This window comes from Syntrophotalea acetylenivorans (assembly GCF_001887775.1).
Lineage (GTDB): Bacteria > Desulfobacterota > Desulfuromonadia > Desulfuromonadales > Syntrophotaleaceae > Syntrophotalea_A > Syntrophotalea_A acetylenivorans.
The window spans coordinates 2,757,788-2,781,599 of sequence record NZ_CP015519.1 but is presented as its reverse complement, the minus strand read 5'-3'; the positions used below and the strand labels follow the sequence as shown (position 1 = coordinate 2,781,599).

Here is a 23,812-nt window from a genome sequence, read left to right as displayed (position 1 = left end):
ACCATTAGGATAGGGAGGCCAATCGTGACTCGGATTTTGGTATCATTGGGAATAGTTCTAATATTGAGTATTAGTGGTTGTGCAACCACAGCCGGGAACAGCAAGGCGGAAAAACGCCAAGCAATCCTCAACATGAAAAATGATGTTCTTACCGATCTCTACAAAGTAAAGCCGGATGTAAGATCCCAAATTTCCAAAGCTCCGGGATATGCTGTCTTCAGCAACGCAAATGTTTACATTATTTTTGCCAGTGTTGGTGGCGGCCACGGTGTGGTGATAAATAACAGGACAGGGAAGCAAACTTTCATGAAAATGGGGGAAGTTGGCATCGGCTTGGGACTAGGCGTTAAAGATTTTCGCGCCGTTTTTGTCTTTCACGACACGGAAACTATGAACCGCTTTACAGAAAAAGGTTGGGCTTTTGGCGGTCAAGCCGATGCTGCCGCCAAAGCCAGTGACAAAGGAGCTGCTGTCGGCGGTGAAGCAGTCATCGACAATATAACCATATACCAGCTAACAGAGTCCGGATTGGCCCTCCAGGCAACAGTCACGGGTACGAAATATTGGAAGGATGATTCTCTGAATTAGAGTCCTCATCATCAACTGTGAGGGCCAGATTGGCTTGGGTTGGCCTTTCCTGCCAAGCACCCCATATCTGGCAAAACAAGCCCACCAAGATCGTTTGGTGGGCTTGTCTCATATCGCAAGAACGGCGCCCCCCTGTGTCAGGCTTTATCGAGATGTTAGACTCACGTTTTCTGGAGAACTTCGAATTTTGATATCTCAACATATCGGGCATTCGGTCTCTCTTTTGGGGACGAATTTCAACACTCCATCATCCTCCGTTACCACAATGCGAGATCTGCAGTAATCACCTATCCCCCACACTCCTTTCAAATGGTTGGACTGAGGCATTTCGAAAATTCGCCCCCATTGGAAAATTCGCCTCAAAATTCCTTGACCTGTCTAAAGGTTCATAGGTTAGCTTAGGAGAGAAACTTCCGTTATCTCCGCTTTAATTCAAGTCAGGAGCCTTATGTACAGAGTTGCAGATCTATGCGAAAGGGTCGGTATTGCCCGTTCAACACTCCTTTATTACGAAAGGATTGGGCTGATCCAACCGACTCGCGACTCGACCAATGGCTATCGCCAATATTCCGAACAGGACTTCAACCAGTTGATCTTGATTCGTCAGCTTCAGAAAGCCGGCCTGACCCTTCAGGAATGCAAAAGCTTTTTAGCAGGGCAAGTCGATGCGAGTCTCCTTGAACAGAGGCTTTTCAGCCTTGAACAGGAGCTAAAGGAGATGGAGACGGCTCGGGATGTCCTTGCTGCCCTTTACAGCAAAGTCACCGGCCGGTCAATCGAAAGTGAAACCTTTAGCAAGCGGCTTTATGAATGGCACAATCAGTTTGACAAGCAATCTTCAGCCGCACATATCCAATGGCTGCAACAGCTTGGTTTCAGTGAAAAAGAAGCCCTCCATATCCGTTGTGTCTCCCGTGACATTGTCGCGAACAAGGAATATATGGAACACTTTTTTGCCGTTTATGAACAGATGGATCGGCCTGGACCGGGCAGCACCGAATCAACCCTAAGAGCGTTCAAGTCGATTCCTCAGCCGGCTGAAATTAAAACGATTCTGGATATTGGCTGTGGAAATGGCTCTGCCAGCCTGGCTCTGGCGGATGCTTGCGAAGCACAAATAACCTCCGTCGACAACCATGATCCGTTTTTGAAAAGCCTGAAGCAAAAATCCGAAAATCTAGGTGTTTCGGGGCGGATTACAACGGTTCACGCCAGCATGTTCGAGCTGCCCTTCCCCGATCATAGCTTCGATCTGCTCTGGGCTGAAGGAAGTGCCTACATCATGGGGGTTGAGAAAGCTCTTCGCGACTGGAAGAGACTTCTCCGGAAGGGAGGGTCTCTTTTCTTCAGCGATGCTGTACTGCTCACAGACCAACTGTCACCAGAGTGCGCTCAGTTCTGGGAATCAGGCTACCCCGCTATGACAACCCCAGATAATCGTTGGAAACTTGCTGAAGAGCTTGGATATCAGGTCCTTGATTCTTTTCTTCTGCCTCGTGAAGACTGGACAAATTTCTACAGCGATATGCAGCAACAGTGTGAAGCCGCGATCAAAAAGTATGGCCCAAGCAAGGCCTTTGAAGATATGCAGAAAGAGATTCGGATCGGCCAACTCTATGGCGATGAATTTTCCTACGTTTGCTTGTTGCTACAAAAACCATAAAACTCAATAAATACCGACCAGGAAATAGCGATGGAAAAACAAGACTATCCAAAAGCGTCCAAATACACGGATCTCGATACCATTTACGCTCAGTGCAGCGGCCCTGGCGGCCTCAAGGTGGCAGAATTTATCGCCGAGAAGATGGGACTGAGCAAGAGCAAGCGCCTTCTTGACGTTGGCTGTAATCGGGGTTACCAGAGTTGTTTTCTGGCAAAAGAATATGGCCTTTCGGTCACAGGAATCGACCCCTGGGACGACCGCATGGATGGCAGACCGATGATCGACCATGCCCGGGAGAATGCCGAAATTTGGGGCGTTGCCAATGCTTTTTTGGCGCTTAAAACAGGCGTTCCAGAGACCGGCTTTGCTACGTCTTCCTTTGACTTCGTCTATTCGACCACCGCGCTGGAAATGTTACGCGTTATGAATGGCGAGGAGGGTTATATTGCCTGTCTTAAAGAAATTAGCCGGGTTCTTAAGCCAGGCGGCACCTTCGGCCTGGGGGAACCGATGCATCTCGATGTCGATATCCCCGCGGACCTCGAACCATACGTGTCGCAAAGCGAATATCCGTGGAAAGAATGTTTTTCCGATTTGTCCACCACGGTCGAGTCAGTTAAGAAGGCTGGTTTTGAAGTGATTGAGTCTGCATATGCTCCAGATTCCAGAGATTGGTGGCTCGAATATGCCAAGCACGACCCTTTCTGCAAAGCAAAACCTGATGAAGACCCTAAGACACTCGAAATTGACAGAGGTCGTTGGGTCAGCTTCGGATACGTGATTGCAAGAAACCCGCTCTGATGAACATCCACAACAGCTAGTTGTTCAAACGGCATATGAACTTGTTGAAATGGCCTGTCTCACGACTCACGATTTACAGAAAACCAAACGGCCCAACCTTATATTGATAGGTTGGGCCATCTTATATTTTTTCTCAGATTGATTATCGGATTATCAAGGGTTTATCAGACGGAAAAAGGGCCCACACAATGGTGTTCCGAAGTGATTTCAACACTATTTCTTCCGGCCCCGAGGATGGGCCTTATCGTAGACCTCCATCAAACGATCTAGACTGACCTGAGTATATTTCTGGGTCGTGGAAAGGGAGGCGTGACCGAGCAGTTCCTGTATGGCACGCAGGTCGGCGCCGCCATCGAGGAGATGGGTGGCGAAAGAATGGCGCAGGCTATGGGGAGTGGCGTCCTTGACCAGACCGGCTTGAAGCAACAACTTCTTGAAATTGCGTTCGATACTGCGGGCGCTCAAGCGGCCACCGCGATAATTGAGAAACAGAGCCTCTTCGTCTTGCCCCGTGCTTCGCACATCGAGATAACGCACCAGGGCAACGCGGGCTTTCTGACCAAGGGGCACCAACCGTTCCTTCCCGCCTTTGCCGAGAACCCGAACCAGTCCCTGCTCCAGATCGATACTACCGATATCCAGGGCCGTCAACTCACCGACCCGTAAGCCACAGGAATAAAAAACCTCAAGAATGGCCCGGTCCCGACACACCAGAACTTCGGAGCCTCCCTGCCGTTCAATAAACGCGAAGACCTCATCGACGGTCAGAGTCTTGGGCAGATACTTTTTCTGTCTCGGGGTCGAGATCAGTTCACCGGGATTGGTGGTCAACACCCCCTGACGCACCAAATAGGCAAAAAAACTTCTCAGAGCGGAAAGCTTGCGGGCGATGGTAGAACGACTGTTTTTGCGATGCAAATAGGCCAGATAACGGCGCAAAAGCAGGGTGTCGACATCCGTCACCCTTATTGCGGCAGAGGGCGATGAATCCTGTTCTAAAAATACCCGAAACTCTTCAAGGTCCTGGCTATAGGCCCGCCGGGTATGGGCGGAAAGATTCCGCTCAACGGCGAGATGTTGCTCAAAATCGGCCATCAATTGCTGCATATGCACCTCACAAAGACCTATGACAAAACCTCTTAAAAATCTCCATCATAGCCTCCGCCAAAGCCGTTGACGCCTCTCGATGTGCGTGTAATAATACTTTCTTTGAGGAGGGACATTGGCCACTTTTTTTAGTCTGTTAGCTCTGTTTATTGGTCTTGTGGCAGGGGTGGTGAGCCTGACCTTTGCCATGGCCTGGTACGAATACGCCAACCGCGATCCGCAGCTGCTGAACAATCGTCTGGCGCTACGCCGCCTGTTGTTTAGCATGGCCCTGATTGCCGTCGAAACCACCTGCCTGACCCTGACCATCCTACTGCAGCCTCTCGGCTGGCTCAACCGTAAAGAGAAGGTCTCTACGGGCGAGCAACAACCGATTATTTTCCTGCACGGCCTGTTTCAGTCACCCGCCTGCTGGCTATGGCTCAAGTTTTGTCTTCACCGCCAGGGATTTTCCAACCTGCATACTATCGCTTTGCCTCCCTGGAAAGATGTGGAGATTCTGACCGAACGGCTGGCCAATCGGGTGGATGAACTGCGCCAGACCAACGGTCGGAAGAAAGTCCACTTGATCGGGCATTCCATGGGCGGCATCATTGCCCGCAACTACCTGCAAATTCGCGGCGGCGCCCAAAAAGTCGATCGGTGCCTGCTCATCGCCACTCCCAACGGCGGTTCAAAGCTGGCCCCCTTCGCTCTCTCTTCACTGGGTCGTTTGCTCATGCCAGGCTCCCCTTTCCTGCAGCGGCTGGCCACAACGCCCTTACCGCCTGAAGCCCGCATCAGCACCATTTACAGCCGTCACGACAACATGGTGCTGCCCTATGAACATGCCCGCCTCGACGGCGCCCACAACATCGAACTATCCGGCAGCGGCCACACCAGCCTGTTGTTCCGGCGACGGGTTTTGCGCACTATCGTTGATCAACTGAAAGAGGAGCGCCTATGACCAGCATCGAAATTGTTTCCCGGCAAAGGGTGGAAATGATCGATATCACCCGCGAGATCTGCCGGGTCATTGCCGCCACAGGCATCGACTCGGGACTGGCCCTGCTGCAAGTCCCCCACACCACCGCCGCGGTGACCATCAACGAAAACGCCGACCCTGACGTCACCAGAGACATCACGATGGAACTCAACAAAGTGATTCCCTTTGAAGACCGTTATCAGCACGGGGAAGGCAATAGCGCCGCCCACATCAAAAGCTCTCTGGTCGGAGCCGGCGAACTGCTCATCGTTGAAAAAGGGAAGCCGGTACTCGGCACCTGGCAAGGAATCTACTTCTGCGAATTTGACGGCCCAAGACAGCGAAAAATGCACATCAAGGTCTTGGCCGGATGAAAACACAGGTAAGCCTCGGCCGATGTTCGAGCTATCGACGAGCCGAAGTAGAACAGGCTCTGGAACTCCTTCTGGCGCCGGCAGGGGGGATGGCCGCTTTCGTCAGCCCCGGACAACGGGTACTTCTCAAACCGAACATGCTGGCAGCCAAAGACCCGGACCTGGCGGTCACCACCCATCCGGAAATTGTGCGGGCCGTGATTCGCATGGTGCAGAAAGTCGGCGGCAAGGTGGCGGTTGGCGATTCTCCCGGTATCGGTAGCCCGCTGCAAGTGGCCAGGCGTTGCGGCATCCTGGCCATGATCGAAGAGACCGGTGCAAAATTCGCCCCTTTCAGCGAATCGGTTTCCGTTCGACCTCAGGGATCGACTTTTCATCAACTGGAGATTGCCCGCGACATCCTCGATGCCGATGTGATCATCAACCTGCCGAAACTTAAAACCCACCAGATGATGGGCCTGACCTGTGGGGTGAAAAACCTGTTTGGGGCCGTGGTCGGTATGCGCAAACCGAGGCTTCATTTGCAAGCGGGTTCCGACAAGGCTTTTTTCGCCCTGATGCTTCTGGAACTGGCCGAACACATCGCCCCGAGTCTGACCATCGCTGATGCCGTAACCGCCATGGAAGGGGACGGGCCCGGCAGCGGTGACCCCATCCACATGGGAGCTCTCTTGGCCAGCAGCAACCCGCTGGCCCTGGATACGGTGGCCTGCCAGCTGGCCGGAATGCGCCCACAGGAAGTCTGGACTCAGCGGGTAGCGGCAGCCAGTCATCGTCCGGGAAGCCAACTCAGCCAGATCGAACTGTGCGGCATCCCCCCGGAGGAATTGCGCTGCCGCAACTTTCGACCAGCAAAAACCACCGACGTCAACTTCGGCCTGCCAGGTTGGCTGCGAACCCCTCTCAAACAATCTCTCAGTGCCCGACCCCAGGTTGATCGCCAGAGTTGCGCACTCTGCGGTCTGTGCGTCAAACACTGTCCACCAGAGATCATGACCATCGAAAAGGGTCGGCTACGCATCGATTACCGTCGCTGCATCGGTTGCTTTTGCTGCCAGGAGCTATGCCCCCATGGCGCCCTGCAAACCCGCCAGGGCCTGCTGCTGCGCCTTGGACGCTTCCTGCAGCGCCGCTGAGTTCTCCTTCCCGAAAGGATTTGCCATGAGACGCATCATCAAGACGTTTCTGTTCGCCGGCATCGCCCTGCTGCTCACCGCCTGCGCCAGTATTCGACCGATACCGCCAGAAGTCAGCCTGCTCAGCCTGCAACTGGAGAACCTGACGCTCAGTCATGCCATCATGAGTGCTGACTTGAGCCTGTATAACCCCAATGACTTTCCTCTGAAAATCCAACGGGCCGTCTACGCTCTGAGCCTGGATGACATTAAGGTGGCACAAGGTCAAACAGCCCAAGAGGTCCATATCGCCGCTCATGACACAGGCAGCCTGACCTTACGCTTGTCGAGCAGCTATCTCAATTTGCTGCGCATCGGCCGCAACCGCCAGGAACAAACGGACATCCCTTTTGCCATTAATGGTCAAGTCACCCTAGGAGGATTTGGTGTACTGTCCCGAACCGTGAGTTTCGAGGAGGAGGGGATTATTCCTCTGGCGGCCTTTTCAACCCTTAACCCCCAGCACTGATCTTTGTTCAGCCCGACTCCGGCGATTCCACTGCCGGAACACATCGGTTGAGCACCAGCAAATATGACTGGGCCTGGGAATCCACCCTCAATACGTGTGGCAAGCAGATTATTTGAGTTGGAGCTTGTTCTGCAACTCGAGAACCTTCTTACGCAAAACGAGCACCTCGGCCTGCGATGCCATGCCTTTCATTGCGTAGCGCAACTCCAGGTATTCTCCATGCAACTCATCCAGTTGCCTGGAAAGGCGCTGGTTGAGGCTCTCCAAGTCGGCATTCCGGTCTTTAAGCTTGCGAATCTCATCGACATACTTGGCATAGCGCTCGGCTTGGATGATTTTATTCATGGCACCACCTCGGGCGAGAAAGTTCTCTCTTCTCGTTAATTCAGCTTTTTAAAATTTTACCTTAGAGATAAGGAACAGACAAACACAGGTCAGAAATCATCGGAGAGCAGGAAGGACTGGGACCAGAGGAGAGGGACGGGAAGGAAGTATCTAAAAAGATCAACCTTCCAGGATATGACGGGCCCGGTCCGAAGTGAGGCCTCGGACCAGGAGCCGTTTATGACGGGATTTTTCGCCAGACACCAGACTGACCTGACCCTTGGCCACCCCCAGTAGCTTGGCTAGAAATTCACGGCACAGCTTGTTTGCCGCTCCTTCTACGGGAGGCGAGGTAAGGCGTAATTTAAGTTCTTCACCCAGCAAACCGACCACTTCGTTTTTGCTGGCTCGCGGCTGCACATAGATGCTGATGACGACACCATCCTCACAGCCTTGCAGATAGGGACTCATCGGCCCTGCGAATCCTCATCGTTCTGCTCGGGCAACATTTCTCTAGCCGACGGCTCGACTTCAGAACTTATTTGTGCCACCGAAGCACCCTCTTCCGACGGCAAGGCCTCGATATCGAGCATTCGCAGATGACCTTCGACCAGACCACGTAGAGACGACTCGAAGGAAACCTTCTGTCGGCGAATCTCCTGAATCTCGTTCAGCAGCTCCGAACGTCGTTTCGTAGCGTCGTAGATAATCCTTTCCGCTTCCAGCTCTGCCTCGGCCATTGAAATCTCCGCCTCTTTATGAGCGTTGGCCTTGATCTCCTCGGTGATCTGCTGAGCGGTCAGCAGGGTCTCTTTAACCGCAGCTTCCCGCTGCCGCATCTCCTGCAGAGCCGCTTTGGTATGAGCCAGCTCCTCTTTCAGCTCTTGAACCTGACGATGGTAGTTCTCCAGTTCCTCGGCGATCTGCTCCAGATAGTGATCGACGCCACTCTTTTCATAACCGATGGGCCGGGTTTTGAACTGATGCTGTTGAATATCGATGGGAGTAATAGTCATGGTGGGCTCCTCAGCCGAGGCGCAACAGCAAACGCCGGATCAGGTTCTGAATAAAAAAGAGGGCAAACAGCAGGGCCATAGGGGAAAGATCGACACCGCTGAACTGCAGGGGCAAAACTCGCCGGATACGCTGCAAAACCGGATCGGTAGCATTGTAGAGAAAGCGCACAATCGGATTGTAGGGATCGGGCCCTACCCAGGAAATCACCGCCCGGGCAACGACGATGAAGATATAGATCTGCAAGAGCATCAGAACCATTTCACCGAATACGATCAAAAGATCATTGAGGATCGCCACAATGCTTTCTCCTTTCCCAACCAGATTGATACACTCTCGAAAACTTCCAGAATGGCTAAGCAAATATTTCGACCTGCAAGGCCAGATGTATTTTCAGGGGCGAAGGCATACACCTAAGCATGTCGAGGTCCTGAAAAAACGCCTTAACGCCGTAGGACGGAATTTTTGCGACGCCATCAAGTTTAGTTTGTCATATTCAACAATTAGCCTTCAACTTATACCGAATCGGGCAGCACAGTGTCAAACCTTTCCGTACATTTGGATGGGCGCTAAACTTTGACTTTCTTCTGAAAAATCGCTAAAGTGACTGCTTGATCTGCCGTTTGCATACGGCATCGAAACAACAACCGCAGCAGAGAGGCCTTCAATGAAGCGCACGACCAACTTAAATGTCCGCTCCATGACCCCGATCATCGCTCCTACCGACCTGAAGCAGGTTTTTCCCCTGTCGGAGCAGGCCGCAGAATTTGTGACCCAGTCGCGACAACAGGTCAAGGATATCATTCATAATCACGACAGCCGCTTGATGGTCGTCGTCGGCCCGTGTTCGATTCATGATCCTCAGGCCGCCATCGATTACGCCCGGCGCCTGGCAAAACTGAATCAGGAGCTATCCGACCAGCTGCTGCTGGTGATGCGCGTCTATTTTGAAAAGCCCCGTACCACCATCGGCTGGAAAGGGCTGATCAATGACCCTGATCTCAACGGCTCCCATCAGATATCCAAGGGCCTCGGTGTAGCCCGCAATCTGCTCTGCACAGTGACAAACCTTGGCTTGCCCATCGCCTGCGAAATGCTCGATCCGATCACCGTGCAATACCTGTCCGACATGGTCAGCTGGGGCGCGATCGGTGCTCGCACCACCGAATCCCAACCTCACCGGGAAATGGCCAGCGGACTGTCTTTTCCCATCGGATTCAAAAACGGCACGGATGGCAATCTGCTGATCGCCGTTCATGCCATTGATGCTGCGACTCACTCCCACAATTTCCTCGGCATCGACCGCGAAGGGCGCACCGCCATCGTCGAGACTTGCGGCAACCCCGACGGGCACATGGTCCTGCGCGGAGGTGGCGGCAAGCCCAACTACGATGCCGAAAGCATTGCCCATGCCGAAGCCCTGCTATCTAAGGCCGGCCTGCAACCATCCATAATGGTCGACTGCAGCCACGCCAATTCCTATAAAGATCATGCCCGTCAGGAAGAAGTGCTGAACAACGTTATCGAGCAAATATCCCAGGGCAATCGCTCCATAAACTCCCTGATGGTGGAGAGTAACATCGAAGCGGGCAATCAGCCGTTAAAGGACGATATCGACGAGTTGCAGTACGGAATGTCCGTCACCGACAAGTGCATCGACTGGCCGGACACCGAACGCCTGCTTCGCCAGGCCCATGCCAGCTTGAAAAAGATGGGCGGTCGCCCTATCGCCTAACAAAAACCAATGCGCCCGGCTAAAGCCGGGCGCATTGGTCATTCTACGACCTGATAAAACCTTCTTCCATCCTCAGGAGCTTTTGAGAAAGGCCTCGACCTCCAGCTTAAGATCATCGAGATTGACCTGCGCAACCTTGCCCTCAAGCCTTTCGCAGCGCACCAGACCTTCCTCGACCCATTCAAGAATCAGCTTTTCATCGATGCCGAACATGGACGCCGCCTCTTTCGGAGTAAACCAGGTTTTTCCCAGCGACATGGATACGCCTCCTTTCGAGACCTGATTGGCCTTGTTAATAGAGTAATATCATCCCTGTTACAACTCTAAACAAGATTGCCCACCATGCAAGGTCACAGAGGCGACAGCCCCACCGCCTAGAGGGCATTGAGCAAACGATAAATCTTCTGCTCCAGCTCCCAAACAGCCGCCGCGCGGTCCTCGGCTCCCTGCTCTACCAGCAACAGCCGAGCCCGGTCAAGTTGGCTGTGGCTTTTCAACAACACCGGGGTCAGTTTGGACTCCAACTTCATCTGCGGAATCTCGCCGACCAACTCTTCCAGCTCCTCCATCTCCTGGGCGGCCTGTTCGATGATTCGCTGGGCTTTCAGCACCTCATCGCCGGAAGCATCCACTGGAGAATCCAACAGTAATTGCACATCATCGGTCAATTCTCGGTAACGATCCGATATATTCATCCCTGCATTCCCTTCGTTGCTAACTGTAACTGCACTAAATAGCCCATTCCAAGGCTCCGTCCGAAGTATACAGACCTTTGCCGCAACAGACAATCATCATACGACAAGGGGCGGCAGGAAGCCCGTTCACCATTTCATACTTGACAAATTTTGTCGGAAATAGAAAAATCAATAGTGCACTCATAACGTCAAGCGGCTTTTATAATAAAAACTGGAAACCCAAACAACCTAACCGCAACAGGGGATATTGTACGCGATGAATCAGGAAACCCTCAAACAAGAAATCCGTCAACTGGCGGCCGAACGCAACGCTCTGATCCTGGCCCACAACTACCAACGGGATGAAATCCAGGAAATCGCCGACATTACCGGCGACTCCCTGGGGTTGTCCATGGAAGCCGCCCGCACCGACAAAGATGTCATAGTCTTCTGCGGCGTCCATTTTATGGCCGAAAGCGCTGCCATCCTTGCCCCCGACAAAACCGTATTGCTGCCCCGTGCCGACGCCGGCTGCCCCATGGCGGACATGATCACCGCCGAAGGGCTGAGGAAGATGAAGCAGCGCTTTCCCGACGCCACCGTAGTGAGCTACGTCAACAGTACCGCGGCGACCAAGGCCGAAACAGACATCTGCTGCACCAGCGCCAACGCGGTCAAGGTGGTCAAGTCCTTGGACGCCAAGGAAATCATCTTCGCTCCCGACCGTAACCTGGGACGCTATGTGGCCTCTTTCGTTCCGGAAAAAACTTTCCATCTCTGGCAGGGGTTCTGCCCCAGCCACGAAAATCTGCTGGTAGAAGATGTCAAGAAGGCCAAGGCCGAACACCCCGATGCACCCTTTATCGCTCATCCCGAGTGCAGCCCCGAGGTACTGGAACTGGCCGACCATATCTGTTCAACCAGCGGCATGTACGAGTATGTAAACACTTTCCCCTCGAAAAAGTTCATCATCGGCACAGAAATGGGTATCCTCTACCGCATGCGCAAGGAAAACCCGGATAAGGAATTCATTCTGGCCAGCGAGGCACTGATCTGTCCCAATATGAAATTGATCTCGCTTGAGGACCTGCACGCCAGCCTCAAAACCCTTACGCCGGTGATCACCGTACCGGAAGAGATTCGCACGCGGGCCAAGACCTCGCTCGACCGTATGCTGGACGTACCCAGAGACTGAAGGAAACAATGATTCGGGAACAGGACTACGTTGCCCTTTTTCACTCCATACATAAGGTTTTGGCGGCGGAAAAAATACTTAAGGAGCAATCTGTCGATTTTCTTCTTATTCCCGCCCCCAGTGAATTAAGCTCGGCTTGCGGCCTGGCCATTCGCTTTGCGCCGGAACTGGCCCTTGAAATCGGAAGTATTTTATCCGATGCAGATTTGACGCCCGCTGAACTTTTCGTCCGCGATGGAGCTGGTTTCCGCAAACTCTAAATACTGCCGCTATGACCATCTACCTCGACAACGCTGCCACCTCTCATCCAAAGCCCGAGGCGGTCTACCTGGCCGCAGACCAGACTCTGCGGGAACTTGGCGCCAGCCCGGGGCGGGGAAGCTATCGGGCCGCCATTGATGCGAGCAGGCTGTTGTTTGAAACTCGTCTGGCGGCTGCCAAGCTGTTCGGGATAAGCGATTCTTCGCGCATCGTGTTTACCGCCTCCGCTACCGAATCTCTCAATCTGGCTCTTTTGGGCCTACTTAACCCCGGCGACCGGGTGGTAACCACCACCATGGAACACAATGCCGTGTTGCGTCCCCTCGAGCAACTGCGCCGCAATGGCGTTGAGGTGATCAAGGCTTCCGCCAATGCTGACGGCTTCGTCGAACCGGCAAAGCTTAAGAATGCCTGTACGCGTGAAACAAGGCTGCTGGTGATCGGTCACTGTTCCAACGTCAGCGGCACCCGCCAGGCCGTCGAAGAAATAGGGCCCTGGTGCCGGCAACAGGGCATTCTGCTGCTGGTCGATGGGGCACAGAGCGCCGGCCTGTTCGATCTCGACGTCGAGGCGATGGCCATCGACCTGCTCGCCGTGCCCGGCCACAAGGGACTGTTCGGTCCCCCCGGCACCGGACTACTCTATGTACGAGATGGCCTGCAGCTGCGGCCGCTGATGGTCGGCGGCACCGGAGGCGACTCCACTTTGCCCCTGCCACCGGAACAACTTCCAGAAGGCCTCGAAAGCGGCACCGCCAACACCCCGGGCCTGGCCGGCCTGAAAGCCGGCATTGAGTTCCTGTTGGAAACCGGCCTTGACACCATTCGCAGGCACGAACTGGCCCTGGTCAAAATCCTGCGCCGGGAACTGTCGTCCATTACCGGCCTATGCGTCCACGGCGCCGCCACTATGGACCGCCAGGGAGCTGCCCTGTCCTTCACGATCACCGGCCAGGATCCTGCCGCTATTGCTTTCGCCCTTGATCGCGACTACGATATCTGCACCCGCGCCGGCCTGCACTGCGCCCCCGAGGCCCATCGCAGTCTCGGAACCTTTCCCCAGGGCACGGTGCGCATCAGCCCCGGTTGGTTCAACACCGAACGAGACATCGAAACCCTGCTAGCCGCACTAATTGATCAGGTTGGCCAACCTTAAGAGCGAACAGCTAAACCCTGCAAACTTGCTGATCATTTTTCAATCAGCGTGCATATGTTCAAAAAACAAAAGCCCCGCTTCCTTAGAAGCGGGGCTTGCCAGTACTGAAGCTTGCCGACGATACGGTAAACTCACTAACTGTGCCCTGCCTGATCCCTAAAGAACAGGCGGGGTTTAGATCTAAATAAAAAGCCGGATTCGGCCGCTATTAGATCTTACGGACGTTGGCGGACTGGGGACCTTTCTGGCCTTCAGTCACTTCAAATTCAACCCGGTCACCTTCAGCAAGGGATTTGAATCCATCGCCTTCGATAGCGGAGAAGTGAACGAAAACGTCGGGGCCGTTGTCCTGCTCGATAAAACCGAATCCCTTGGCGTCATTAAACCACTTTACAGTTCCTTGTACCATTTTTGTTCTTCTTTCTTTTGGTTCCCAACTGGGAACATGTTGATTGTTGTGCGTTATTTCCGCTTGCACCAAAAAGAGCCGCTCATTCCTTAAGGTCTGCGCGGCTCCAAAAACTGACTGACGATCAATCTGTTCGGCAACGAAAAACTACACAACCTTCTTTAAGTAAGGCCCTTCTATCACGGGTAACTGGCAAAAAGCAAGCTTTTTAATAAAGAGCAACAGCTCTCTTCATGCAGAGGACTTCCGCAATGATTCCAGTTTGACAATATCCGCTTACGCGGATAAATTCAATTTCTCATCATCGGACCTGCACCTCCGCAAGGGGCTCATCCAGACAATCTTACAGTTCAGGAGAACTTCATCATGAGCATTCGCATCGGCATTAACGGCTTTGGCCGCATGGGTCGGCTGGCCCTGCGCGCGGCCTGGGACTGGCCCGAGTTGGAAATCGTCCATATCAACGAAATTGCCGGTGGCGCCGAAGCAGCCGCTCACCTGCTGGAATTCGATTCGGTACATGGCCGCTGGCCGCATGAGATAGATGTCACCGACAATGGGCTGTGCATCGACGGTCAGCCCATCAGCTTCAGCGAAAAGTCGACCCCCGGCGAGGTCCCCTGGGCCGACTACGGAGTCGATGTGGTTATCGAATCGTCGGGTCAGTTCCGCACCCCGCAACTGCTGCAGCCCTACTTCGACAAAGGCGCACAGAAAGTCATCGTTGCAGCGCCGGTCAAAGAAGGAGCGTTGAATATCGTCATGGGCGTCAACGACCATCTTTACGACCCGCAACAACACCATCTGCTCACCGCCGCCTCTTGCACCACCAACTGTCTGGCACCGGTGGTCAAGGTGCTGCATGAGCAGGTCGGTATAAGTCACGGCGTCATTACCACCATTCATGACATGACCAACACCCAGATCGTGGTTGACGCCCCCCACAAAGATCTTCGCCGAGCGCGGGCTGCGAGCATGTCCCTGATCCCTACCAGCACCGGATCGGCCACCGCCATAACCTATATTTATCCTGAACTAAAAGGCAAACTGAATGGTCATGCAGTGCGCGTCCCGCTGCTCACCGGATCGATCACCGACGCCGTCTTCGAAATGCAGCGACCGGTCACCGCCGAAGAGGTCAATGATCTGTTTCAAGACGCGGCGGACTCTTACCTGAAAGGGATTCTCGGCATCGAGTATCGCCCCCTGGTCTCCATCGACTTTAAAAGCGACCCCCGTTCGGCCATCGTCGACGCTCTGAGCACCATGGTGGTCAACGACACGCAACTCAAACTCTACATCTGGTACGATAATGAAATGGGCTACGCCCACCGCATGATGGAGCTGTGCCGCAAGGTGGCCAACACATTAAAATGACGGCCCTCCGCAACTATAGTTTGGTAACGGGTGCCTATTGGGGGTTCACCCTTACTGATGGCGCTTTGCGCATGTTGGTGCTGCTGCACTTCCATGCTCTGGGTTACAGCGCCATGCAAATCGCCCTGCTGTTTCTGCTCTACGAGCTCTGCGGGGTGGTCACCAACCTGGTAGGCGGCTGGATCGGCATCCATTTTGGGCTGAAGGTCACCCTTTTTTCCGGTCTGGCCTTGCAGGTCGTGGCTCTCTCGGCCCTTGCCGGGCTGCAGCCTGACTGGCCGGCAGCCCTTTCGGTGGCCTATGTGATGACTGCCCAGGCCCTGTCAGGCGTCGCCAAAGACCTGACTAAAATGAGCTCCAAAAGCGCCATCAAGGTTCTGCTGCCGGAAGGCGAAGAAAGCACCCTGTTCAAGTGGGTTGCTATTTTGACTGGTTCAAAAAACGCCCTTAAGGGAGCCGGCTTCTTTCTCGGCGGGGTGTTGCTGAGCTGGCTCGGCTTTCGCGCTTCGTTGCTGGCCATGGCCGCCGCTCTGGCGCTGGTGCTGTTGGCAGCGATCCTTGCCCTGCCAAAAGACATAGGCCGTGCCAAGACAAAAGTGAAATTTTTCCACATCTTTGCGAAAAGCCGCAACATCAATCTGCTTTCTGCGGCCCGTCTGTTTCTCTTCGGCTCGCGGGACGTCTGGTTTGTAGTTGGGTTACCACTCTTTTTCGCCGCTAACCTCGGCTGGAGCCATACCCAGGTCGGCGGTTTTCTTGCCCTGTGGGTGATCGGCTACGGTGGCGTGCAGGCCTTTGCCCCTCACCTGCTGCGACGCGGTCTGGCTGGCGGCACACCACAGGGAGGCACGGCAGCAGCGGGGGCCTTTTCCCTGGCGGCGCTTACCGCCCTGATATCCTTGGGAGTGCAGGCTGACCTTTCCCCCTGGTTGACGGTGGTGGCCGGACTGGCCCTTTTCGGTCTGGTATTCGCCGTCAATTCTTCGGTCCACAGCTATCTCATTCTGGCCTACACCGAAAGGGACCAGGTTGCCCTCAATGTCGGTTTCTACTACATGGCCAACGCCGCCGGGCGCCTGCTCGGCACCTTGCTTTCCGGATTACTCTACCAAATCGGTGGTCTGCCCGGTTGCCTGTGGGCTTCCGTAGCCCTGGTTTTTACCGCCGGTCTATTATCCCTGGCACTGCCGCGAAGATTGAGATCATCCCAAACCGGATAACTTTTTTCTGCCATTCAAATACAAGAAGGGCATCCATTCCAGGATGCCCTTCTTGATTAAACCATCAACTACCGGCAATTTCTATTTCCAGAAAATGCCTGCATAGAAACAACCTCTACATACCGCCGGTCTTGGGCGAAAGGCCCACTTCATCCCCTTCGTGAAGCAGGGTGTTCAACGGCACTTCTCTGTGGTTGACGAAAGCGATCTTCACTTCGTCGGGCTTGACTCCCATAATCTGAGTGATCTCATTGACTGTTGCACCGAGCGGCATTTCCCAAGGCTTGGTCCCTTTTTGAAACTTCTCTAGAGTTCCGAAACATCTAACGTTGACTCGCATGCCTTGATCCCCCTTTCTACTTATTGTGTTTACAATATGACTGTAGCACTTCCTGGAACATCCTAGCAAGTCCACGAAGAAGTATTTATGCGATAATTCAAGACCTTAACCTGCCTATTGCAGGATTTCAACGGCCCTCTTTTCTACCAACTATTCCAACTTGCTGAGGCCGGGCCTTGTGCCGATGGCAGCCTCGTCCCTATAATAGAGGAAGACATCAACCGAAAGGAGCGACGGCCATGACGACTACCATGATTAGCCAGGAACGCCTGGCGGCATTGGAGCATCTGGAGGAAATTTCCCGCACCATTGAAAGACGCATGTCCGGCCCCTATCATTACCCCGGCTATCACGACGATATCGACATGTTATTCCGCAAATTCAAGGCGGCGGTTCATGTTCTCGACCGTATCGAAGGACGGGAAATGCCGATAGGTCACCTGCATGCCTGGCAGGAGATGCCTCCTGCCTGACAAGCCTGTCTGGCGAAAACCAGGCCAAAACACAAACAAGCCTCGCCTTGCCAAGGCGGGGCTTGTTTATATAAAAATTCGAAACCTTAATTTTCTATCTTTTTAATTGAGAGCTTTACTAACTCACAGCTATTGTTGTGGGTGTTGACTTGACCAAACGAATCTTACCGCTGGAATAAACCTCGGTTATACACCACAGAAGCCAAACTCAAACTGCTAAAAATCATCTGCCGGCATAAGCCAGACTTGCGTCCAAGGAACCGGGCACGCTATATTGCGCTTTTTCCTCGGACAAAGCGTAAGGGCCCATTGATACGCTTTAACTTTGCTTGGTGAAATAGGGACTTACGGAAGTCGAGCATCAACTTAATCGGTAATTCACCACAAGGATGCCGTATGAAGATCAGGACAAAAATAACCGGAATGGCGATGCTGTTGGTCCTTTTGACTGCTATCTCCATTTTCGGTGTCGCATTATATCAAAAAAAGATTCTAGCGCGGAATGTCGGCACGGAAGTCGAGCAATTCGTGCGCAGCGAAACCAAAAGGGTGGCCCAGGATGTTTATTTCATGTGCCGGGCCATTGAAGAATCTCTGGACCAGATGATCACCCAGGGACTAAAGGTGGCCATGGAACTCGCTGTCCGCCGGGGACATTTAGCCTTCGATGACACTGTTTCATTCACATGGCAGGCGGTCAATCAATTTTCCGGGGAAAGCCATCAGGTGGCATTGCCGAAGGTACGTTACAACGGCCATTGGCTTGGATACAATACAGACTTTGCTATGCCGACTCCCCTTGTTGACGAGGTGTCTGAGCTTCAAGGGGTAACCTGTACCGTGTTTCAGCGCATTAACGAAACGGGGGACATGCTGCGTGTCGCCACCACGGTTCCCAACCTGGACGGCAGTCGCGCCATAGGCACATATATTCCCCGCTACAATCCTGACGGTTCGTCCAATCCGGTAATCGAAACGCTGTTGCGGGGGGAGGTGTTTTCCGGGCGCGCCTATGTCGTCAACAACTGGTATCAAACCGGCTATCAACCTCTCTGGGATGCCAGCGAAAGCAGGGTTATCGGTGCCTTGTATGTAGGTAAAAAGCATGACAGCGTTGCCAGCCTCAGGCGCGTTATTCAGGATATCGTCATCGGCAAAAGCGGCTATGTGGCAGCCATTGGGGCAAAGGGCGAGCAGCGCGGAAAGTACCTCATTTCCAAGGGCGGACAGCGGGACGGGGAAGATGTTTTCAAAGGAGACGACCTGAGTCTCAAGTCTTTTCGGTCGATTATCGACAAAGCTCCCAACCTTGGCAGCGATCAGCCCGGCAAGGCGATCCCCACCCTGTATTATAAATACCCCTGGCAAAACCCCGGCGAAACCCAGCCTCGGCGTAAAAGCGCAACTATTGCCTACTTCGAGCCTTGGGACTGGGTCATTATGGTCACCGCTTATAACGATGACTATGCCGACATCCGGCAGCGCATGGCCAGTCCTTTGGCCCATATGATCGAATGGATTGCCTGGGTAGCGGCGGTCGTTATCGTCCTGTCGCTGCTGATCGGTTATTATGTCACCCGCGGCATTGTCCGGCCGTTGGATGAGGCGGTGGCGGTTTTTGATCGTATTGGCCAGGGCCAACTTAACCAGCAGCTCAATGTCGCTGGCCAGGATGAAATCGGCCAGCTCTCCCGCTCCTTCAACCAGATGGTGGTCAATCTCAAAGAGGTGACGGCTTCGCGCGATGAACTGAATCATGAAATCATCGAGCGTAAGCTCAGCGAAACGAAGCTGAAAAGATACAAAGATCATCTCGAAGAGCTGGTAGCCGAACGAACAACCGAGCTTAATCAGACAAACCAACGCCTGCAGCAGGACATCATGCTGCGCGAGGAGGCCGAGGGCCTGTTACGGGAATCGCAGCAAATGCTGCAGCTGGTCCTCGACTACATTCCCCAGTACGTCTTCTGGAAAGACTGTGATTCCGTCTACCTCGGCTGCAATCGCAACTTCGCCCGAGCCGCGGGGGTTGAGACCCCCCAGGAACTGGTCGGCAAAACCGACTATGACTTGCCCTGGACAAAAGAAGAAGCCGATTTCTACCGGGAGTGCGACCACCGGGTTATTGAATCCGAGACCCCCGAGCTTCATATTGCCGAATCACAGCTGCAGGCAAATGGCAAGCAAGTATGGATAGACACCAACAAGATTCCTTTGCGCAACGGCAAAGGCCAGGTGGTCGGTATTCTAGGCACCTACGAGGACATCACCGAACGCAAATTGACAGAAGAGCGAGATCAACAATATCGAGCATTCTTTGAGAACAATTGTGCGGTTATGCTTTTAATAGACCCGGAGAGCGGCGCCATCGTGGCTGCTAATTCGGCTGCATGTTCCTTCTATGGTTATAGCAAGAAGGAACTGTCACGAATGAAGATTTCCGATATCAACGCTCTGCCCCCGGACCAGGTTTTTCAGGCAATGGAAAGCATCAACTCGGGACAGCAGCGCTGTTTTCATTTTTGCCACCGCCTTGCCAATGGAACAATCCGCGATGTGGAAGTGTTCAGCAGTCCACATACCATACGTGGCAAAAAACTGCTTTTTTCCATCGTACACGACATCACGGACCGAAAGAAGGCCGAGAGTAGCTTGCGGCAAAGCGAGGAAAAATTGAGGGAGGCCAACGGGGAGCTGGAAGCCTTCGCCTATACCGTAAGTCATGACCTGCGCACTCCCTTGACCGTCATTCTAGGTTTCGCTGAACTTTTACAAAAAAGCTTACAAGATCGACTGGAAGAGCAGGAACTCAAAGGTTTGGCCTTAATCTATGAGTCAGGGACTAAAATGGTGGAGTTGATGGAAGATCTTCTCGCCTTAGCCAGGGCGGGGCAAATCGAGCGGCCCGCCAAACCTGTCAACACGGAAGAGGTCGTCAGTGATGTGGTGTGCGGCCTCGGCGAGTTAACCACCGAAACAGGAGTGTCCGTGACGGTTGATGAACTCCCGGCGCTGCGGGTGCCGAGGACGCTTTTGGCTCAAATTTTTCACAACCTCATAGGCAATGCGATGCGATACGGATCTAAACCGGGAGACATTATCGAGGTGGGAGGCGAGAGAATGGGCAAAAAAGTGCGTCTCTACGTTCGCGATTACGGCCCGGGAATTCCGGAAGAGGAGCGTAGTCGGATCTTTGAGGTCTTCTATCGAGGAACAACAAGAAAGAATGAAAAAGGCACAGGGATTGGCTTGGCCACGGTACAGAAGATTGCTAGAACTTTCGACGGGCGAGCCTGGGTAGAAGAAACTCCAGGCGGCGGCAGCACCTTCTGGGCGGAGATAATCGATCCTCCTACGGATACCCCTGACAAATAAGCGGCTGCCAAGCAGGAGTTCCAATAATCTACCATCCCCGTGACCTTACAGGAAGAAGCCTGCCCTCCCGGGTCGGGGCGGCCCTATTTCCACAAGACACTGCCCCGGCATACCCAAGACATTCTCTTAACGGGGTGGCCTTGGGGCCTTTGTAGACCCGAAAAATTCAGTTTTCAGCGAAAGAAATTATTGCTTTTCAGCCCGATCAAAAGCATCTTGAGCTCCGCGATAGTCTCCCTGGCCGCTTCGTGCCTGTCCGATGATGCGCCAGTTTTCTCCCCGCAGGGTACGGTTATCAGCGGCAAAGCCGTTCGATTTAGCGGCTAAACTCTCCGCCTGCCGGTAGAGGCCAAGATCAAGGCGAACCCGGGCCAGTTCCTGCCAAAGCAAAGCATTACGCGGCTCGATGCGAAGGGCTCGTTCGAGACTGGCTCCGGCCTGCTCTAACTCACCGGCTGCACTCTGTTTATGGGCTCTGTCCAGCAGGGATAGGACCGCCGGGTTACTGGAAGCAACTGGCCGGGTCCGGGTCTGCGGCACCACCGCACAACTGGCCAATAGCAGAACCAAAACCATGGGAACAACAGGGCGCAACGCTCTCATTATTTAAAGATCCTTTCAAACCAGCTTTTGATTGAATTGCCGCCTGAACCCGGCCCGCATGGGGCCGATTCGGTAGGCGCCGATCCGACGATAAAAGGCAGCTCGATGGCATCGGGGCAGCCGGCGGCACTGCGCAGGCCCGACGAGGACTCAACCCAGACTCTCTCTATATTATCCGGCACCGGAAGAAGCAGCGGCTCAAGACCCAGACCGGCCATCATCTCCGCCCAGACAGTCATCGCACCGCTGGCTCCGGTCAGACCAGCCGGCTCATTGTCGTCGCGACCGACCCAAACCACCCCCAACCGATCGCCACTGAAGCCGGCGAACCAGCTATCCCGAAAATCATCGGTGGTACCGGTCTTGCCGGCAATACCCAAATCCTTCGGCAGATAACGATGCAAACCTTTAGCCGTGCCCTTCTGCACCACTTCCTGCAGGGCTGCCGTTACCAGGTAATTGGAAGATGCATCAACGACCTGCTCGACGTCCAGCGGATAACGCTGTAACGGCTGACCGGTAAAGGTCAACACTTCGCGAATCGCTCGCAGCGGGGTGCGGAAGCCACCACTGGCCAGGGTTTGGTAGAGCTGCGCCACCTCCAAAGGAGAAAAAGTGTCGGCACCGAGCAGGCTGGCAGCATAGCCCGGCTGTTCCCGGTCGACGCCAAGCCGACGCAGATTGTCCATCACCGACGGCACTCCGAGTTCAAGGCCAAGGCGGGCGGTGGAGACATTATAAGAATGAGCCAGAGCCGTGTGCAGCGGCACCTGCCCATGAAACTCTTTATCGTAGTTCTGAGGCTGCCAGTCCTCGGTGCCCGGTTGTTGCAGCAATAAGGGACTATCGTCCAGCAAGGTGGCCAGGGTGTATTTTTGGGGTTGCTGCAAGGCGGTGAGAAAAACTACCGGTTTAATCAATGAACCGATGGGACGTTGAGCATCGAGAGCCCGGTTGAATCCTTCGAATCGGGGATCACGTCCGCCAACCACCGCTTGTACCTCGCCATTTTGCGCATCGGTCACCAGCAGCGCGCCTTGCAGACTATCCGCCGCAATGCCACGGCCCTGCTCCAACCGCTTCAGCTGCTTGTTTAAGGCATTCTCGGCAGCCCGCTGCACCCAGGGATCGAGGGTGGTAAAAATCTGCAGGCCTTCCGAGCGCAAATCTTCGTCGCGATAGTCACGACGTAACTGGCGATGAATTAAACTTAAAAAGGCCGGATAGGGCGAAGTTCCCCGCGGCGGGCGTTCGACCACCCCTAACGGCATGATGCGACCGGCCAGCAACTCCTGATCGGTTATAAAATCGGCCTCCGCCATCTCCCCCAGCACCAGGTTGCGCCGATCCAGAGCCCGTTGCGGATGACGCCGAGGGCTGTAATAGGCGGGCCCTTTGAGCATTCCCACCAGCAAGGCCGCTTCGGTCAGATCGATCTGCATCAGCGGCTTATCGAAAAAAAAGGAACTGGCCAGGCCAAAACCGTGAATGGCCCGGTTACCATCCTGGCCAAGGTAGACCTCGTTAAGATAGGTCTCGAGGATCTCCTCCTTGCTGTAATGCATCTCGAGCAATAGTGCCATGATCATTTCATTGAGCTTGCGACGCACGGTGCGCTCAGCAGTCAGAAAAAAGTTCTTGACCAGCTGCTGGGTCAGAGTACTGCCCCCTTGCACGCTCTTGCCGCTGACGGTCATGACAAGAGCCCGGGCGATGCCCCGCGGATCGATGCCCCGATGTGAAAAATAACGCACATCTTCCACTGCGATCAAAGCATCGACCAGCCGTTGTGGCACCTCCTCGAGACGCACCAATACCCGATCTTCATTATTCCCCGGATAAATCCCGCCGATCAGGGCCGGATCAAGACGTAACAGTTCAATGACGGCATTGTCTTTCCGTCCCTGCAGAGCCTCCACCTGACCACCGGAAAAAGTCACTCTCAGAGAAATCGACTCCTGAGGACCGTCCCCATGGGTAAAGGGCCGCGTCACCAGGTCCACCTGCTGGTTTCGCCAGCGATAGCTACCCGGCTCACGGGGAAGCCCCGCCTCCCGATAACCGAGCAACTCCAGTTCGGCAACCAGTTTTGCCGGCGTCAATTTAAGACCTGCATAGAGCTCTAGAGGGCGGGCATAGACCCGGGCCGGCAGGGCGAAACGGCGGCCTTCAAAACGGGTCCGTACCGTATAGTCGAGACAGACAACATACATAACAACCAGCAACAACACGGCAAGCAAAGCCGTCAGCAAAAACTTTCGTTTTGTCAGACGTCGGCTGTTCCTGGTGTTCTTTTTGCGACGGGTCTTTTTCCCGAATTTCAGAAAATTGAAAACTTTCACAAAAGTATCCCTTAATGCACTCGTAAAAACTTGCAGGATGGCTAAGCAAAAATTCCGAACTACAAGGCCTGGTGTTTATCCAGGGATGAAGGCATACATCAAGTATGTCGAGGTCCAGACAAAACGCCATAACGCCGTAGGGCGGCATTTTTTTGCAAGGTCATCATTCTTTA

Annotated in this window: 26 protein-coding genes; 15 read left to right on the top strand and 11 right to left on the bottom strand. The window is 54.0% G+C overall.

The annotated features are described in order from the left end of the window. Window positions 1–24: 24 nt before the first annotated feature. From A7E78_RS12740 to A7E78_RS12730, 3 genes are all read left to right on the top strand, one after another. The gene (locus tag A7E78_RS12740; RefSeq protein WP_072284637.1) at window positions 25–588 is read left to right on the top strand and encodes a lipid-binding SYLF domain-containing protein; all 564 of its coding nucleotides are present in this window, start codon (window positions 25–27) and stop codon (window positions 586–588) included. Window positions 589–1,036: 448 nt separating this feature from the next. Then, complete coding sequence (locus tag A7E78_RS12735) at window positions 1,037–2,251, top strand: methyltransferase domain-containing protein (protein ID WP_072284636.1); 1,215 nt, start codon at window positions 1,037–1,039, stop codon at window positions 2,249–2,251. A gap of 30 nt (window positions 2,252–2,281) precedes the next feature. Further along, on the top strand, window positions 2,282–3,052 hold the full coding sequence (locus A7E78_RS12730; protein ID WP_072284635.1) for an SAM-dependent methyltransferase: 771 nt from the start codon (window positions 2,282–2,284) through the stop codon (window positions 3,050–3,052). A gap of 213 nt (window positions 3,053–3,265) precedes the next feature. On the opposite strand, the gene xerC is transcribed toward A7E78_RS12730, so the two are convergent. Beyond that, window positions 3,266–4,159: a tyrosine recombinase XerC gene (gene xerC, locus A7E78_RS12725; protein WP_072284634.1), complete on the bottom strand. Its 894-nt coding sequence runs from the start codon at window positions 4,157–4,159 to the stop codon at window positions 3,266–3,268. A gap of 115 nt (window positions 4,160–4,274) precedes the next feature. Between xerC and A7E78_RS12720 the strand changes: the two genes are divergently transcribed. From A7E78_RS12720 to A7E78_RS12705, 4 genes are read left to right on the top strand one after another with little or no spacing between them, the layout of a single operon-like run. Beyond that, window positions 4,275–5,105 (top strand): lipase family alpha/beta hydrolase, encoded by an 831-nt coding sequence (locus A7E78_RS12720; protein ID WP_072284633.1) that lies wholly within the window; start codon window positions 4,275–4,277, stop codon window positions 5,103–5,105. Next, window positions 5,102–5,497, top strand: a complete 396-nt coding sequence (locus A7E78_RS12715; protein WP_072284632.1) for a secondary thiamine-phosphate synthase enzyme YjbQ — start codon at window positions 5,102–5,104, stop codon at window positions 5,495–5,497. Before A7E78_RS12720 ends, A7E78_RS12715 begins: the two co-directional genes overlap by 4 nt. Beyond that, entirely contained in the window at window positions 5,494–6,633 is a 1,140-nt protein-coding gene (locus tag A7E78_RS12710) for a DUF362 domain-containing protein (protein ID WP_072284631.1), read from the top strand. Before A7E78_RS12715 ends, A7E78_RS12710 begins: the two co-directional genes overlap by 4 nt. 25 nt (window positions 6,634–6,658) lie before the next feature. After that, window positions 6,659–7,141: an LEA/WHy family protein gene (locus tag A7E78_RS12705; protein WP_072284630.1), complete on the top strand. Its 483-nt coding sequence runs from the start codon at window positions 6,659–6,661 to the stop codon at window positions 7,139–7,141. Window positions 7,142–7,249: 108 nt separating this feature from the next. Here the strand turns inward: A7E78_RS12705 and A7E78_RS12700 are convergent, their stop codons facing one another. The 4 genes from A7E78_RS12700 to A7E78_RS12685 all read right to left on the bottom strand — a co-directional run bounded on the left by A7E78_RS12700 (window position 7,250) and on the right by A7E78_RS12685 (window position 8,779). Next, complete coding sequence (locus A7E78_RS12700) at window positions 7,250–7,486, bottom strand: hypothetical protein (protein ID WP_072284629.1); 237 nt, start codon at window positions 7,484–7,486, stop codon at window positions 7,250–7,252. Window positions 7,487–7,645: 159 nt separating this feature from the next. Further along, a complete protein-coding gene (locus A7E78_RS12695) occupies window positions 7,646–7,936 on the bottom strand; it encodes a DUF167 domain-containing protein (RefSeq protein WP_072284628.1) in 291 nt (96 codons plus the stop codon). After that, window positions 7,933–8,481 carry a DivIVA domain-containing protein gene (locus A7E78_RS12690; RefSeq protein ID WP_072284627.1) on the bottom strand — a complete coding sequence of 183 codons (549 nt, stop codon included), beginning with the start codon at window positions 8,479–8,481 and terminating at the stop codon, window positions 7,933–7,935. Before A7E78_RS12690 ends, A7E78_RS12695 begins: the two co-directional genes overlap by 4 nt. A gap of 10 nt (window positions 8,482–8,491) precedes the next feature. Next, a complete protein-coding gene (locus A7E78_RS12685; RefSeq protein WP_072284626.1) occupies window positions 8,492–8,779 on the bottom strand; it encodes a YggT family protein in 288 nt (95 codons plus the stop codon). 367 nt (window positions 8,780–9,146) lie between these two features. On the opposite strand from A7E78_RS12685, the gene A7E78_RS12675 reads away from it, so the two are divergent. Then, window positions 9,147–10,214 carry a 3-deoxy-7-phosphoheptulonate synthase gene (locus tag A7E78_RS12675; protein WP_072284624.1) on the top strand — a complete coding sequence of 356 codons (1,068 nt, stop codon included), beginning with the start codon at window positions 9,147–9,149 and terminating at the stop codon, window positions 10,212–10,214. 72 nt (window positions 10,215–10,286) lie between these two features. Here A7E78_RS12675 and A7E78_RS12670 read toward each other — a convergent pair whose 3' ends face one another. Both A7E78_RS12670 and A7E78_RS12665 read right to left on the bottom strand, forming a co-directional pair. Then, window positions 10,287–10,472 (bottom strand): MerR family transcriptional regulator, encoded by a 186-nt coding sequence (locus tag A7E78_RS12670; protein WP_072284623.1) that lies wholly within the window; start codon window positions 10,470–10,472, stop codon window positions 10,287–10,289. A 116-nt stretch (window positions 10,473–10,588) separates the two neighbouring features. After that, window positions 10,589–10,909 (bottom strand): hypothetical protein, encoded by a 321-nt coding sequence (locus A7E78_RS12665; RefSeq protein ID WP_072284622.1) that lies wholly within the window; start codon window positions 10,907–10,909, stop codon window positions 10,589–10,591. A 256-nt stretch (window positions 10,910–11,165) separates the two neighbouring features. Between A7E78_RS12665 and nadA the strand changes: the two genes are divergently transcribed. Genes nadA through A7E78_RS12650 form a run of 3 tightly spaced genes read left to right on the top strand, consistent with a single transcriptional unit; the run spans window position 11,166 to window position 13,500 of the window. Next, the gene (nadA, locus tag A7E78_RS12660) at window positions 11,166–12,083 is read left to right on the top strand and encodes a quinolinate synthase NadA (RefSeq protein WP_072284621.1); all 918 of its coding nucleotides are present in this window, start codon (window positions 11,166–11,168) and stop codon (window positions 12,081–12,083) included. Window positions 12,084–12,091: 8 nt separating this feature from the next. Further along, entirely contained in the window at window positions 12,092–12,343 is a 252-nt protein-coding gene (locus A7E78_RS12655; protein WP_072284620.1) for a putative Se/S carrier protein, read from the top strand. 11 nt (window positions 12,344–12,354) lie between these two features. Further along, on the top strand, window positions 12,355–13,500 hold the full coding sequence (locus A7E78_RS12650) for an aminotransferase class V-fold PLP-dependent enzyme (RefSeq protein WP_072284619.1): 1,146 nt from the start codon (window positions 12,355–12,357) through the stop codon (window positions 13,498–13,500). Window positions 13,501–13,708: 208 nt separating this feature from the next. Here the strand turns inward: A7E78_RS12650 and A7E78_RS12645 are convergent, their stop codons facing one another. Further along, window positions 13,709–13,909 carry a cold-shock protein gene (locus tag A7E78_RS12645; RefSeq protein ID WP_072284618.1) on the bottom strand — a complete coding sequence of 67 codons (201 nt, stop codon included), beginning with the start codon at window positions 13,907–13,909 and terminating at the stop codon, window positions 13,709–13,711. Between the two features lie 366 nt (window positions 13,910–14,275). On the opposite strand from A7E78_RS12645, the gene A7E78_RS12640 reads away from it, so the two are divergent. Then, window positions 14,276–15,286: an ArsJ-associated glyceraldehyde-3-phosphate dehydrogenase gene (locus A7E78_RS12640; RefSeq protein ID WP_072284617.1), complete on the top strand. Its 1,011-nt coding sequence runs from the start codon at window positions 14,276–14,278 to the stop codon at window positions 15,284–15,286. Continuing rightward, a complete protein-coding gene (arsJ, locus tag A7E78_RS12635) occupies window positions 15,283–16,506 on the top strand; it encodes an organoarsenical effux MFS transporter ArsJ (RefSeq protein WP_072284616.1) in 1,224 nt (407 codons plus the stop codon). Before A7E78_RS12640 ends, arsJ begins: the two co-directional genes overlap by 4 nt. Before the next feature lie 115 nt (window positions 16,507–16,621). On the opposite strand, the gene A7E78_RS12630 is transcribed toward arsJ, so the two are convergent. Beyond that, window positions 16,622–16,846, bottom strand: a complete 225-nt coding sequence (locus A7E78_RS12630; RefSeq protein WP_072284615.1) for a MoaD/ThiS family protein — start codon at window positions 16,844–16,846, stop codon at window positions 16,622–16,624. A gap of 239 nt (window positions 16,847–17,085) precedes the next feature. Between A7E78_RS12630 and A7E78_RS12625 the strand changes: the two genes are divergently transcribed. Beyond that, window positions 17,086–17,319: a hypothetical protein gene (locus tag A7E78_RS12625; RefSeq protein WP_072284614.1), complete on the top strand. Its 234-nt coding sequence runs from the start codon at window positions 17,086–17,088 to the stop codon at window positions 17,317–17,319. A 396-nt stretch (window positions 17,320–17,715) separates the two neighbouring features. Further along, window positions 17,716–20,694: a Cache 3/Cache 2 fusion domain-containing protein gene (locus A7E78_RS12620; RefSeq protein ID WP_072284613.1), complete on the top strand. Its 2,979-nt coding sequence runs from the start codon at window positions 17,716–17,718 to the stop codon at window positions 20,692–20,694. 186 nt (window positions 20,695–20,880) lie between these two features. Here A7E78_RS12620 and A7E78_RS12615 read toward each other — a convergent pair whose 3' ends face one another. Next, entirely contained in the window at window positions 20,881–21,297 is a 417-nt protein-coding gene (locus tag A7E78_RS12615) for a tetratricopeptide repeat protein (RefSeq protein ID WP_072284612.1), read from the bottom strand. Continuing rightward, window positions 21,297–23,639, bottom strand: a complete 2,343-nt coding sequence (mrcB, locus tag A7E78_RS12610; RefSeq protein WP_235606749.1) for a penicillin-binding protein 1B — start codon at window positions 23,637–23,639, stop codon at window positions 21,297–21,299. The genes A7E78_RS12615 and mrcB overlap by 1 nt, the downstream gene beginning before the upstream one ends. Window positions 23,640–23,812 lie beyond the last annotated feature (173 nt).